This window comes from Herbaspirillum sp. GW822-FHT03A08, assembly GCF_058801885.1.
The window spans coordinates 1-12386 of sequence record NZ_JBXANR010000005.1 but is presented as its reverse complement, the minus strand read 5'-3'; the positions used below and the strand labels follow the sequence as shown (position 1 = coordinate 12386).

Genomic DNA, 12386 nt, shown 5'->3' with positions numbered 1-12386 from the left:
ACGGCATCACATCATGAGCAAGAAAATTCTGGCCTATGGCGAAGCAATGGTGGAATTCAACCAGAGCATCGAAGACCCGCGTTATTACCTCGAAGGCTTTGGCGGCGACACCTCCAACTTCTGCATCGCCGCAGCGCGCCAGGGCGCCGACACCGGCTACGTCAGCGCCGTCGGCGACGACCATTTCGGCAAGAGCCTGCAAGCACTGTGGAAAACCGAGCAGGTCGACACAACGCATGTCGGCGTGATGCCGGGCGTGGCATCGGGCGTCTATGTCGTCACGCATGACGACCAGGGACATCACTTCAATTATCTGCGCACCGGCTCCGCCGCCAGCCGTTACACTACTGCGCAACTGCCTTTGCAAGCGATTGCCGACGCCAAGGTGCTGCACCTGTCCGGCATCAGTCTGGCCATCAGCGAAAGCGCCTGTGACGCCGGTCTGGCCGCCATGGCGCATGCGCGCAAGAACGGTACGCTGACGTCGCTTGACACCAATCTGCGCCTGCGCCTGTGGCCGCTGGAACGCGCACGCGCCAAAATGGCGGAAGCCTTTGCCTTGTGCGATATCTGCCTCCCAAGCTGGGAAGATGTCAGCGCACTGACCGGACTGGATGACCGCGATGCCATCGTCGATAAGTTGCTGTCCTATGGGATCAAGCTGGTGGCGTTCAAGCTGGGTAAGGAAGGCTGCTATGTCGCGACGCCGAGCGAGCGTCGACTGGTCCCGCCGCATGTCGTCGATGCGCTGGATGCCACCGGCGCAGGCGACTGCTTTGGCGGCGCTTTCATCGCACAGATCGTTGAAGGCAAGGATCCGTTTACAGCAGCACGCTATGCCAATGTGGCGGCAGCCATTTCAACCACCGGCTATGGCGCTGTTGCGCCGATTCCGATGGCTGAACAAGTCAATACTGTCGTGAGCCGCCTGGGCTGAGTAAAAAGATCTGCGCAATAAAAAAGAGCGGCGAAATTCAAACTCGTCGCTCTTTTTTTGCCGGCGAAGAGCACTCTCATCCCCTGCGCTGGGCCACGGCCACCATGCCAAGCACCGGTTGACGAATCTCTTCTCGCAGCACCACATCCCTGATGTTCAGCAGCTCAAAGCCAAACTGGCTCAGACAGCGCGTCACATAACTTGTATTGTGGCGATAGCGGCCGCTCGGATGCAAATAGAAACCCTCATCCTGCGCGCCCTCTTCTGCTGCGGTCTCGACCGTGAACAGAAAATAGCCGTTTTCTTTCAAGGTGCTCGCTACTTTCTGGAACACCTTTTCCAGATCGCCGAAATAGATCATCGTGTCGGCCGATAGCACCACGTCGGCAGTGCCCGGTTTTCCGGTCATATACTCAGTGATTTCCTGCTTGAAGAGCTGGTCGTAACCGCCCCGCGCCTCAGCTTGCTCCAGCATCTTTCCGGACAGATCGACGCCGATCAGCGACCGCGCATAAGGAGCGATGATCGGCTCGCACAAGCCGGTGCCGCAACCGATGTCGAGTACATCGAATTGCTTTGCCGGCGCACCGATGATTTGCAGCGCCTGCTGCATCAGTTCCGGACCGCGATACGCCAGGCTGTCGACCAGATTGGCGTTGAAGGTTTCGGCGTAGCGGTCGAAGTGCTTTTCGATATAACTGTCCGAAGCGCGCTCCGGCACGTCCTGCTGTGCGCAGGCGGCGAACATGTGAGCAGCGATCGGATTATCCGGCTCTTCCACCATCCATGCGCGATAGTGATCGGCAGCTTCCTGCAAACGACCAAGAAAGTAATACGACACACCAAGCATTTGCTTGGACTTTCCCTCATGCGGCGGCAGCACGAATGCGCGGCATTGATAATGCGCGCCGTTCATCTGATCGCCGGCAGCTTCATAGATATTGCCGAGATGGATCAGGGCGGGGCCGAAATTCGGGTCCAGTTCAAGTGCCTGTTTGAAGGAATGAATCGCACCGTCGGCGTCACCGTGCTGCAACTGAGAAGAACCGAGGTTGTTCCAGACAATATGGTCCTGCGGATATGCGTCCAGGGATGCCTGATAGGCTTCTGACGCCTCGTCGAATTCGCGCAGCGCAAACAACACATTGCCGAGATCGTTGTGCCAGCCGGCGTTATCCGGTTGTAGTGCGCAAGACAATCGGATGTTCTGCACACCTTCTTCGTCCTGCCCGTTCTGATAGAGAAAAATACCGAGATAATGCAACGCGATAGGATGCACCGGGTCCTGCACCAGCACCTCGCGATAAATCTTTTCCGCCTTTTCAAGATCGCCTGCGGTGTGAAAACCGATCGCCTGCTCTAATGACTGCAGCAACGCATCACTACCTGCCCCCACCTGGGAAAGAGACTCCATAAGCATGTTCCTGTAACTTAGCCGCTAACAAAACACCGCTGACAGCATTGCTTCTCTTTGCCGTACTCACATACTGTCTGCGTCGGCGCGCGTTGCCGTCGGCGTTGTTTTGTTAGCGGCTCTTGTTCTGATTCGGATATACACTTGCCCAGCAGAAACACATTGAGAATCGAACACTTCAGCACAATGCGCAACTCGCAGGACCAGCGGCTGACGGTTCGTCGCAGGGACACTTCGTATTCTTACAATATTTTGTACAAGAAGCAAAAAAAGCTTTCAGACATGCGTCGGAAAGCTTTTTGACAGAGGAAGAATTGCAATCTAGCCGAGCAATTGTGCGGTGATGACGCCAAGCCTGCGCAAGGCCTGATCCAGTTCACGCGTGAACGGCTTGCCGCAGCACAGTCGCAGATAGTGGTCGAAGCGATGGGAGTTGGAAAAAATCACGCCCGGTGAAACACCGATGCCCTCATCCAGTGCTGCCGTAAATACCGCCTTGGACGACAAACCGCGCGGCAACTCCACCCACAAGCCGACACCGCCATTGGGTACACTTAGCCGGGTCTCATCAGGAAAGTACTCGGCGATCGCCTCGGCCATCTGTTCGCGCTGGTCCTTCAGACTGCTGCGCAAGCGACGCAGATGACGATCATACGCAGGCGACCCCATGTAGTTGGCAGCGGTGATCTGGGTCCACTCCTCGTTGGCGCGGGTATAGGCGAACTTGAGCATCTTGACCCGCTCGTTCCATTTTCCGCAGGTCATCCAGCCCAGCCGCATACCCGGAGCCAGCACCTTATTCAACGACGCGCAATAGATGACGTTACCGCTCTTGTCCCAGACCTTTGCCGCTGACGGCGCAACATCGCCATCGGCCAGTTCGCTATAGGCGTCGTCCTCGATCAGCGGCACGCCTTGCTGCTCGCACAGATTGACGAGGCGCTCCTTGTGGCTGTCGGACATGATGCAGCCGAGAGGATTCTGCAAGGTCGGCACCACCACCACGGCCTTGATGTTGCCGTAGGTCTGCATCGCCAGCTCCAGCGCTTCGATAGAAATGCCGGTATGCGGGCTGGTCGGAATTTCCAGGGCGCGCATGCCCAGACTTTCCAGCGTCTGCAGCAGGCCGAAATAGGTCGGCGACTCCACCGCAATGGTGTCGCCCGCCTGCGCCACGGCACGCAGTGCGAGATTGAGCGCTTCGATACAGCCATGCGTGACCACGACATCGTCGGCGCTGATGCGTATGCCGGCATTCAATGCACGGCGCGCCACCACTTGCCGGAAATTGACGTTGCCGTTGATCGGCATGGGACTGGTGAGCAAGGTCGGCTGTTCACGCAAGGCCTTGATCGCCGCATTCTTGAGGGCTTCGACAGCATATAGCTCAGGCGCACAGCTCATGCCGCTCAGGTCAACGGTCGGCGTCTTCAAATGCCGGCGTGCGATGAAATCAGAAACTTGTTCATGGATGCCGACATATTGCGCCGGGTCCAGCGGCGCAGATATATTCGGTTCGCCCACGGGACGAATCACCGCACGTCGCGGCTGACGCACGAAATAGCCGGAGCGCGGACGTGCCTCCAGCCAGCCGCCCTCTTCCAGATGGCGCAAAGTCTGCAGCGCGGTCGACAAACTTACATGGTGCTGCCGCATCAGGTCGCGCACCGACGGCACGCGGTCGCCTGCAGATAGCGTCCCCGCTTGAATTGCGGAAAGATAGTGTTCAGCCAGGCGACGATAAATCGGCTGGCTGGCGGAAGCCGGAGCAGGCTCAATAACAAGAAGTGGTGGTTGCATGTCCATGCAGTGAATCTTCAGCGTTCCTCTGTTGCGGCGATAGATACAGAGCCGATAAAAACAGACGATAACAGATCGAAAAAATGCCCGCTGTTCCGATTCACATCGCCACAGCCTGTGCCTGTTTCGCAAAGCCGGTCCTGCCTAGACTATCCCTACGCCAACCAACAGGAAAAGACCATGCGTACAGAAGACAGGCAAGCCACCCCCACCACGATCCAACTGAGCGCCGGCCAAAGCCATTACATGTGGACTGCCCGCGGCACCGTCCTGTTTGTGCACTCGGGCAGCATTCGCCTGCGCGAGTCGCCGGAGTGGATGAGCGAGACTATTCTGAAGGCCTTGTCGAGCTTGCAGGAAGGCCAGCATTATCAAATCGAACGCAGCGGCTGGACTTGCCTTTATGCAACACAGTCCACAGAAGTGCGGTGCTACGCCGGCATCCGGCCACGCTATTTCTCACTGGATTTCCTCGCGCACCTGCTGAGTACGCCCACCCGGCGCTTACGCACGATGGCAGCACAGCTATTGGCATCAAAATAAGCACGGCGGGCGGCATGAACGCCGCCCGCATGGACCACTTGCGCCGCATTAAATCTATGTCAAATTTGCATCAAAAAAAACCGGATTCGCTCCCGAAGATAGTGTGCCCATTGCAATAAAGGCATTACACTACGGCATCGCCCATCCATCTTCATCGTTATGCAGAATGAAATCCGCTCCTCAGACGCCGCCACAACAGGCAGCGACGACTTCATCAACGCGGACATGTTTGAACTGGCTCCCGTTTCCATGTGGCTGGAAGATTTCAGTGGCGTCAAAAAGCTGCTCGAAGAATGGCGCGCCGCCGGCGTCACCGATCTGCGCAGCTATCTGCAAGCAGATCTGTCGCGCGTGCATGCCTGCACGCTCAACATCCAGGTCTTGCACGTTAACCAGAAGACGCTGCAGCTCTTTGAAGCCGAGGATACGGCACATCTGATCGCCAATCTCGGCAAGGTTTTCCGCGACGATATGCTGCACACCCATATCGAAGAATTGCAGCAGGTATGGGAAGGCAAAACTGAATTCTCCAGCCATAGCGTCAATTACACGCTCTCCGGAAAACGTCTCGACATTCAGCTCAATGCACGCATCCTGCCGGGTTACGAAGACAGCTGGAGCCGCGTGCTGCTGGCCGTGGAAAATGTCACCGAACGCGAAACCGCCCGCCGCAAACTGACACGCAGCGAAGATTACGCACGCGGTCTGTTTGAGTACTCGCCTATTTCGCTGTGGGTGGAAGACTTCAGCCAGGTCAAACGCCTGTTCGGCGATTTGCGCCAGATCGGCATCAAGGATTTCCGCGTCTTCACCGATGTGCATCCGGAATTCGTCGAGCGCTGCATGCAGGAAATCCGCGTCATCGACGTCAATCAGCAAACGCTGACAATGTTCCATGCGCCGGACAAGTCGACTTTGCTGTCGCGCCTGAGCGAAGTGTTCCGCGACGACATGCGCCCGCATTTCAGCGAGCAGCTCAGCGAACTGTGGCAAGGTAATTTATTCCATCAGCGCGAGGTAGTGAACTATGCGCTCAACGGCGATCAACTGCATGTGCACCTGCAGTTCTCGGTATTCCCCGGCCATGAAGAGGACTGGGATCTGGTGCTGGTCGCCCTGACCGATATTACGGCCCGCAAGAAGGCGGAAGCCTATCTGGAATTCCTCGGCAAGCACGACGAACTGACCAAGCTGCATAACCGCGCCTTCATGGTCGATGAGATGAATCGCCTGGAGCGTAAAGGCCCATTCCCGGTCAGCGTCATCATGGCCGACCTCAACGGACTTAAAGAGATCAACGATCAACTCGGCCATGCCGCAGGCGATGCGTTGCTGCGCCGTGTCGGCGAAGTGCTGGGCAAGGCTGCCGACAAACCGATCTACGCTTCGCGCATCGGTGGCGACGAGTTCGCGATCCTCATGCCCGCCACGGATGAGCGCGGCGCCACAACCATGATGGAAAACATTCAGAAGCTGATCGATATCAATAATCAGTATTACTCCGGCTCGCCGCTGAGCCTGTCTATGGGCTGCGCCACCAGCCAGCATGGCGAGCGTCTTGAGGCAACCATCCAGCGCGCCGACGCCCTGATGTACGAAGACAAACGTTCTTACTACGCCAAGGCGCCAGCACATGACCGGCGCCAATCCGCGGAAGAATGAACTCACGCCGCTTTGAACTGCACGTCGACGATGAAGTCATCGTTGGCGACGTGCTGGGCGAGCAACACCAACTACGCGCAGTATTTCTGCACGGCGCCGGGCAAAGCGATCGCCAACGCCAACGCCTGTTGCGGGAGGATCTGGTGCATGCCGGTTTTGGCAGCGTCGCGCTGGACTTTTCCGGCCACGGCGAGAGCAGCGCCAACAGTCCCGGTTCGCTGAAAAAGCGTTTGCACCAGGCGCAGTGCGTGTTGGCCTACAGCGATACAGCCCATACCGTCCGCACCGTCGTCGGCACCAGTATGAGCGGCGAAATCGCCTTGCGCCTCGCCTGTCAGGAAGAGAGTCGCATTGATCATCTGGTGCTGGTTGTCGGTGCTATCTACGATCGCGCTGCGTTTTCCATTCCTTTCGGCGTGGAATTCTCAACCGTACTCCGTCGACCGCAAAGCTGGCGCGACGCCGAGACCCTGGAATTGATTCAGAACTATCGCGGCAGTTTGACCCTGATCAGGGCGCTGGAGGATGCGATCATTCCGCATGAAGTCGCAGACTTGCTGGAACAAGCCGCCGTGTCGGCACGCTCTCGGCGCATCATCGATTTGCCAGCAACCGATCATCGCGTCAGCGAGAGAATGGCGAAAGATGCCACATTGCGTCAGCGCATCGCTACCGCAATCAAAACCGAAGACTGGAAGTAAATGCTCAGGCAGTGGTGCTGACCAGCGTACCTACTGAGCCTTGCGCCACCGCACTACTGACAGCCACCGAAGACAAACCGGGATTGCTGCTCAGAATGTCGGCAAAATTAGCGGAAACGCCACTGCTCGCACCAATAGTCGGCGTAAAGACGCCGCTGCCGTTATAGATGCCGTCTGTCGCACCCGACGAAGCGGAAACAATCGAAGAACCGGAAGAGTCCGGTGAACCCGCAGTCGATTTATTCAGTGAAGTCAGAATGGCTTTGCCGGCAGCCGCTGTTTCGTCGTTCGCAGCGGTTGGCCTTGAAGTCGCCACATTGCCACGGGCCAGTACGTGCAAAAGTCCGGATGCAGTATAGGTGACGGCCCCTTTGGGTGCGCCAGGCAGACTCAACACCACCGCGCCGCCACTGGCAAGCGCAGCTGCCGTGCTGATCACTCCCGGGCTTTGACCGAGATCGACGACGGGTGCATTCCCTCCGAAGACATAGGGAATGGTGGCTGTGAACGAACTGTTGACTGCAATTACCATAAAACAATTCTCGCGGGAAATTCGCTGTTGTTAATGTAGATTAGCAGCAATTAAGGCAAAGATCGATACCAGCTTGGCAACATCACACCTGTTGCGGGCTCAACTTGTCCGATTTTGAATACAGTTTGTTCAGTGCTGAGAGGTAGGCCTTTGCCGAAGCCACAACAATGTCGAGATCGGAGCCGACGCCATTGACGATACGTCCCGATTTGGCCAACCTCATGGTGACCTCGCCCTGCGATTGCGTGCCGGTGGTAATCGCATTGACTGAAAACAGCAGCAGCTCGGCACCGCTAGCAGCGTTGGATTCGATCGCATTGACGATGGCGTCCACCGGACCATTCCCCTGCCCCGAACAACTCACCTCCTTGCCGCCAGCCGTGAAGACAATGCTGGCGCTCGGCCGCTCGCCAGTTTCCGAATGCTGCGACAGTGAAACAAAGCCATAGTGCTCTCCTTCATGGCTATGCTGTTCATCGCTGACCAGCGCCATGATGTCTTCGTCAAAAATCTCCGACTTGCGGTCGGCCAGCTCCTTGAAGCGTGCGAAGGCGGCATTGACCTCGCCTTCCGACTCCAATGCGATGCCCAGCTCTTCCAGCCGCTGCTTAAACGCGTTACGGCCCGACAGCTTGCCCAACACGATTTTGTTGGCCGTCCAGCCAACGTCTTCAGCGCGCATGATTTCATAGGTGTCGCGCGCCTTGAGCACGCCGTCCTGATGGATACCGGAGGCATGAGCAAAGGCATTCGCGCCGACTACCGCCTTGTTCGGCTGCACGGCGAAACCGGTAATCTGCGATACGAGTTTTGAGGTCGGTACGATTTGCGAGGCATCGATACCCAGCGTCAGGTTGAAATGGTCACGGCGCGTCCTGACGGCCATGACAATTTCTTCCAGCGCCGTGTTGCCGGCGCGCTCGCCAAGACCATTGATGGTGCATTCCACCTGCCGCGCACCGCCGATCATGACGCCGGCCAGCGAATTGGCGACGGCCATGCCGAGATCGTTGTGACAGTGCACGGACCAAACCGCTTTATCCGAATTGGGAATCCGCTCGCGCAGGCTCTTGAGCATGTTGCCGTAGAGCTCAGGCACGCCATAGCCGACGGTGTCGGCAAAGTTGATGGTCGTTGCGCCTTCGGCGATCACGGCTTCCAGCACTCTGCACAGAAAATCCATGTCGGAGCGACTGCCGTCTTCCGGACTGAACTCGACGTCGTCGGTGAACTGCCGTGCATAACGCACCGCCAGCCGCGCCTGCTCGAAGACCTGATCGGGCGCCATGCGCAGCTTCTTTTCCATATGCAGCGGAGAGGTTGCGATAAAGGTGTGAATACGTTTGCGCTGCGCCGGCGCCAGGGCCTCTGCAGCACGGGCAATATCGCGGTCGTTGGCACGCGACAAGGAGCAGATGATGGAGTCTTTGATCAGGCCTGCAATGGATTTGATCGCCTCAAAGTCGCCGGGTGAAGCCGCAGCAAAGCCCGCCTCAATCACGTCAACCTTCATGCGCTCAAGCTGGCGAGCGATGCGGATCTTCTCCTCTTTCGTCATCGATGCACCGGGAGATTGCTCGCCGTCGCGCAGGGTCGTGTCGAAAATGATGAGCTTTTCTGCTGACATGGCAACTCCTCAGGCTAGTCTCGGAAATTCATTCTAGTCCTCTCGCACAATCTTGCAACACCAATGCAATAGGCGGTGCAGTAACGATTCCGCGGGCATATCGAATGAAACAGACGTAAAAAAACCGCCCGGTGACACATGGGCGGTTTTGGGAGACTGCTTGCAGAGGCGCTTACTTTTCCTCGTGTTCCGTCTGGACGATGCTAACGGGCTTTCCCTTGATCTTGCGCCAGGCATAGACGATGTAGCCGGAAATGCCATATAACACGAACAAGCCGAACAAGACCTTGGAAGGATCGCTCGAAATCGCCACCAGCACCACGACCACCAGCAATGCCGCGATAAACGGTACCGGCTTGCGGAAGTTGATGTCCTTGAAGCTGTAGAACGGCACATTGGTCACCATGGTGATGCCTGCATACAGCGTAATCACCCAGGAAGCCCAGCTCAGATCCGTGCCGGCAAAACGCAGGTCATCCATCAGCCACACAAAGCCGGCGACCAGCGCCGCGGCAGCCGGACTCGGCAAGCCTTGGAAATAACGTTTGTCGACCACAGCGATATTGGTATTGAAACGCGCCAGACGCAAAGCGCCGCCGACGCAATACACGAATGCCGCCAGCCAGCCCAATTTGCCCATGCCGCGCAAGGACCATTCATAAACCACCAATGCCGGCGCAGCGCCAAAGGACACCATGTCCGAAAGGCTGTCGTATTGCGCGCCGAACTCACTTTGCGTGTTGGTCATGCGCGCCACACGGCCGTCAAGGCTATCGAGCACCATCGCCACGAAAATTGCGATCGATGCATGGTCGAACTTGAGGTTCATTGCCATCACGATGGCGTAAAAGCCGCAAAACAGCGCCGCCGTCGTAAAGGCATTCGGCAACAGATAGATGCCGCGCGAACGCCGTGGACGCACGATCGGCGCGCCATCCACGTCTTCCAGCTGGGCCGGGTACATCGGCGTTTTATGGCTGCGCAAGGATTTCGGGAAAGGAATTGCGCCCTTGTTTTTGCGTCTGCGAAAAGTTGCCATGTAGAGTCCGTCTCAATATGCGTCAGATGATCAGAATTCGGCTAGGATCGTTTCCGTCGCCGAGACCTTTTCACCCACGCTCACTTTCGGTGTTGCAGTCAACGGCAGGTAGACGTCGACGCGCGAACCGAAACGAATGAATCCATAACGCTGACCGCGCGCCAGGACGTCGCCGGCTTTGACGTAGCAGAGGATGCGGCGGGCAATCAGGCCTGCTACTTGCACGCAGGTCACGCTCTGGCCGTTGGCGGCTGTAATCGCCAGCGCGTTGCGCTCGTTTTCCAGCGATGCTTTATCCAGATCCGCGTTCACGAACTTGCCGGGAAAGTACTGCACGGTCTCAATCTTGCCATCCACCGGAGCGCGGTTGGAGTGAACGTTGAAGACGTTCATGAATACGCTGATCTTCAGCGCTTCGCGATTTGTGTAAGGATCATGCGCCTTGGCGACCACCACGATGCGGCCATCGGCAGGCGACAGGACGGCATTCGGATTTTGTGGAATCGTCCGCGGCGGATCGCGGAAAAATTGCAATACGAACAGCGCAATGATCCAGAAAGGAATCGACCATGCTCCGCCAATCAGCGTGACGATAACGGCGACAACGACAGCGATACCGAGGAAGGGCCAGCCTTCGCGGGCAATAATAGGATGTGGATAATGGTTATTCAACGTTGCTCCGATAGTCGCTGATAGATTTTCAAAATGGTAAAGCGTGCTTATTCTAGACGAGCGCCTAAGAAATGTAACGCGCCGCAAATCAAATCAACGGATATTTACCCGTTGATAGCGAATGACAGCCAGGGATGCCGGCTTGTGCTAAAGCGGAGGGACCTGTTGGCCTGAAGAGCCATTCTTTTTTTGATAAGCCGCTATTTTATCGCGAACTAAGGCAAATCTGGACCACAACGGCAAATGAACGAAACACATTGCATGAACCGGATCGGAGTGAAGATCGGATGCTGATCCGCCAGAAAAACCAAGAGAGGTAAAAATCATACTCTCCCCGCAAAACGCTACGGCAGGAATTATCATCCTGCCGCCTGAGACATTACCGCTTTTTTTACTTGAATCGAACCTTGCCAACCAGATGCATGCCGACGGTCGACTCGCCCGGCTCAAAGCTTGGCTCTGACACGGCTTCCTGCGGCGCATCTGCCATCGCACGCATCATCATCGCTTTGGGAGCTGCTGCGGCCTGTACGTAATTGCCGGAGCCTTCGAAATCAACCGTCTCCACAACTGCATCGCTGCTGCGGCGGCCCATGGCGGTTGCAATCGAAGAAATGCGTTCGTTGAGATTTTTATAAGTAGCATTGATCAGATCAGCATCCAGCTTCTTGCTGGTTGCCGGGCTCAGACCGAATTGCAGATTATTCAGACCCAGGATGTTCTGCGTTGCAGCGACAGTCTTCGGCAAACCTTCCAGATTTGTAGTCGTCACTTCCAGATATTGACCGACACGCCAGCCGACAATCGCGCGCGGCTTGTTGTTGGAACGTGGTGTTTCTTCAGAGTAGACAGCGTAGGTGTAATAGCCGCGAGTCTTCAATTGCGCTTGCGGATCCTGCTTCTTCACGATCTCGATGCCCTGCTTCATCTTCTTGTTAACGCGAGAAGCGGCGACTCCTTTGTCTTTATCTTGCTCTTCAACATTGAGAGTGGCGCGAGCTTCATCGTTCGGCACGACCAGTTCGCCGGATGCCGGCACCACGACCTGGGTACCGCTGGTTTGTACTGCTTGCGCGTGTGCTGCCATGGTTGCTGTTGCAAGGACGGCGGCGAATAAGAGTTGGCTTGGGCGCGACATGAAAACCTCCAAATAAAGCTTGTTTGATATGTGTTCCGGGCGCTCCGATGATCTGGAGACCGCGGTTGGACGCCGGTGGATGGCGTTAGTTCGTTACGGCAATGTGATGATTGTGACAATGTGCAAGTAAAGGAACACACTCAACGCTTCAGACACAGTTATTCCCGCCTCAGAAATAAAAAAGGACGCCAAGGCGTCCTTTTCGTTCATCGGCAGCAATGTCGATTAGTTCTTCGATTGATCAACCAGCTTGTTAGCTTTGATCCACGGCAGGCTGGACGGGAATTCGCAAAGCACCGCTTTGCGCCGTCCTGCCCAGGG

At 56.6% G+C, this 12386-nt stretch carries 11 protein-coding genes; 4 read left to right on the top strand and 7 right to left on the bottom strand.

Annotated elements, in window-relative coordinates; genetic code table 11:
- The first annotated feature begins 13 nt into the window (after positions 1-13).
- On the top strand, positions 14-937 hold the full coding sequence (locus AC1RN6_RS16185; protein WP_493006473.1) for a sugar kinase: 924 nt from the start codon (positions 14-16) through the stop codon (positions 935-937).
- A 76-nt stretch (positions 938-1013) separates the two neighbouring features.
- Here the strand turns inward: AC1RN6_RS16185 and AC1RN6_RS16180 are convergent, their stop codons facing one another.
- Positions 1014-2351, bottom strand: a complete 1338-nt coding sequence (locus AC1RN6_RS16180; protein WP_493006472.1) for a tetratricopeptide repeat protein — start codon at positions 2349-2351, stop codon at positions 1014-1016.
- 321 nt (positions 2352-2672) lie between these two features.
- Positions 2673-4157, bottom strand: a complete 1485-nt coding sequence (locus AC1RN6_RS16175) for an aminotransferase-like domain-containing protein (protein ID WP_493006471.1) — start codon at positions 4155-4157, stop codon at positions 2673-2675.
- A gap of 174 nt (positions 4158-4331) precedes the next feature.
- Here AC1RN6_RS16175 and AC1RN6_RS16170 point away from each other — a divergent pair, with 174 nt between their 5' ends.
- The 3 genes from AC1RN6_RS16170 to AC1RN6_RS16160 all read left to right on the top strand — a co-directional run bounded on the left by AC1RN6_RS16170 (position 4332) and on the right by AC1RN6_RS16160 (position 7057).
- Positions 4332-4694, top strand: a complete 363-nt coding sequence (locus AC1RN6_RS16170; protein ID WP_493006470.1) for a hypothetical protein — start codon at positions 4332-4334, stop codon at positions 4692-4694.
- 159 nt (positions 4695-4853) lie between these two features.
- Positions 4854-6356: a sensor domain-containing diguanylate cyclase gene (locus AC1RN6_RS16165; protein WP_493006468.1), complete on the top strand. Its 1503-nt coding sequence runs from the start codon at positions 4854-4856 to the stop codon at positions 6354-6356.
- Positions 6353-7057, top strand: coding sequence for an alpha/beta hydrolase (locus tag AC1RN6_RS16160; protein ID WP_493006467.1), 705 nt, complete (start codon positions 6353-6355; stop codon positions 7055-7057). Before AC1RN6_RS16165 ends, AC1RN6_RS16160 begins: the two co-directional genes overlap by 4 nt.
- A 4-nt stretch (positions 7058-7061) precedes the next feature.
- On the opposite strand, the gene AC1RN6_RS16155 is transcribed toward AC1RN6_RS16160, so the two are convergent.
- The 5 genes from AC1RN6_RS16155 to AC1RN6_RS16135 all read right to left on the bottom strand — a co-directional run bounded on the left by AC1RN6_RS16155 (position 7062) and on the right by AC1RN6_RS16135 (position 12065).
- A complete protein-coding gene (locus tag AC1RN6_RS16155) occupies positions 7062-7589 on the bottom strand; it encodes a hypothetical protein (RefSeq protein ID WP_493006466.1) in 528 nt (175 codons plus the stop codon).
- Between the two features lie 82 nt (positions 7590-7671).
- A complete protein-coding gene (locus tag AC1RN6_RS16150) occupies positions 7672-9216 on the bottom strand; it encodes a 2-isopropylmalate synthase (RefSeq protein ID WP_493006465.1) in 1545 nt (514 codons plus the stop codon).
- A 172-nt stretch (positions 9217-9388) separates the two neighbouring features.
- Positions 9389-10255: a CDP-diacylglycerol--serine O-phosphatidyltransferase gene (pssA, locus tag AC1RN6_RS16145; protein ID WP_493006464.1), complete on the bottom strand. Its 867-nt coding sequence runs from the start codon at positions 10253-10255 to the stop codon at positions 9389-9391.
- Between the two features lie 30 nt (positions 10256-10285).
- On the bottom strand, positions 10286-10927 hold the full coding sequence (locus AC1RN6_RS16140; protein WP_493006463.1) for a phosphatidylserine decarboxylase: 642 nt from the start codon (positions 10925-10927) through the stop codon (positions 10286-10288).
- Between the two features lie 391 nt (positions 10928-11318).
- Positions 11319-12065: an SIMPL domain-containing protein gene (locus tag AC1RN6_RS16135; protein WP_493006462.1), complete on the bottom strand. Its 747-nt coding sequence runs from the start codon at positions 12063-12065 to the stop codon at positions 11319-11321.
- Positions 12066-12386 lie beyond the last annotated feature (321 nt).